The sequence below is a fragment of the Streptomyces sp. B1866 genome, from assembly GCF_031932565.1.
Taxonomy (GTDB): domain Bacteria; phylum Actinomycetota; class Actinomycetes; order Streptomycetales; family Streptomycetaceae; genus Streptomyces.
Map to the genome: position 1 here is coordinate 1 of NZ_JAVSCF010000625.1, position 432 is coordinate 432.

Here is a 432-nt window from a genome sequence, read left to right on the forward strand (position 1 = left end):
CGGCTTCGATTCGCTGACGGGTGTGGAGCTGCGCAACCGGCTCAGCACGGCGACGGGCCTGCGCCTGCCCTCGACACTGGTCTTCGACCACCCGACCCCCACCCGACTCGCCTCCTTCCTGGCCGCCGAACTGACAGGCGAGAACACACCGAAGACCACAACCGCGGCGCCGGCCGCCACCGTGGTCCCCGGCAGCGAGGACCCGATCGTCATCGTCGGAATGGGATGCCGGTTCCCCGGCGGCGCCGGATCACCACAACAACTGTGGGACCTGATCGCAGCCGGCACAGACGCCGTGACCGAATTCCCCCAGGACCGCGGCTGGGACACCCGAACCCTGTTCGACCCCGATCCGGAACACCTGGGCACCAGCTACGTACGCAACGGAGCCTTCCTGCCAGAAGCCGCCGACTTCGACGCGGAATTCTTCGG

The 432-nt window shown here is 68.3% G+C and carries 1 protein-coding gene; it reads left to right on the forward strand.

The annotated features are described in order from the left end of the window. Positions 1-22: 22 nt before the first annotated feature. The coding region (locus RKE29_RS30500; RefSeq protein WP_312008921.1) for a beta-ketoacyl synthase N-terminal-like domain-containing protein at positions 23-432 on the forward strand (410 nt) is incomplete at its 3' end.